Origin of the sequence: Thermoanaerobaculum aquaticum, assembly GCF_000687145.1 — a bacterium.
GTDB lineage: Bacteria > Acidobacteriota > Thermoanaerobaculia > Thermoanaerobaculales > Thermoanaerobaculaceae > Thermoanaerobaculum > Thermoanaerobaculum aquaticum.
This window is the reverse complement of record NZ_JMFG01000062.1, coordinates 1-527: the sequence shown is the minus strand read 5'-3', so window position 1 is coordinate 527 and position 527 is coordinate 1. Positions and strand designations below refer to the sequence as shown.

General features: G+C 57.1%; 1 protein-coding gene. It reads left to right on the top strand.

What is annotated here, in order from left to right:
- The coding region (locus EG19_RS12020) for a type I-C CRISPR-associated protein Cas8c/Csd1 (protein WP_200867165.1) at positions 1–527 on the top strand (527 nt) is incomplete at both ends.

Genomic DNA, 527 nt, shown 5'->3' with positions numbered 1-527 from the left:
CGCCATCGAACGGCGGTTTGGAGACTCAGCAAAACGGCCTGATCCGGAGTTTCCGTCAGTTCGGCTGCTACTGCGGGAGACAGCTCGCGAGGAACAGGACATTCCGCCTTTGCTTTCGGGCAAGCTGCTCGAGACCATTGTAACTGGCGCGCGTTACCCAGAAGGTTTGTTTTCCGCGGTCATGCGCAGGATTGCCACTGACCGCGTCATCAACTACGCCAGGGCCTGTATCTTGAAGGGCTACCTGGTTCGCAACTTGCGAAAGGAGGTACCGATGTCACTGGATACCACTCGGCAAGATCCAGCGTACCGGCTGGGCCGATTATTTGCTGCCCTGGAAAAAACGCAGCAAGACGCACTGGAGGGGATCAATTCCACAATCCGGGACCGGTTTTACGCCTCGGCATCGGCTACACCTGCCACGGTGTTTCCCAGGCTGCTACGAACCTATCAGCATCACCTGGCCAAACTCGAACCCGGCCACCGGATTAATAGGGAGAAGCTTGTTCAGGAAATACTCGCACCCC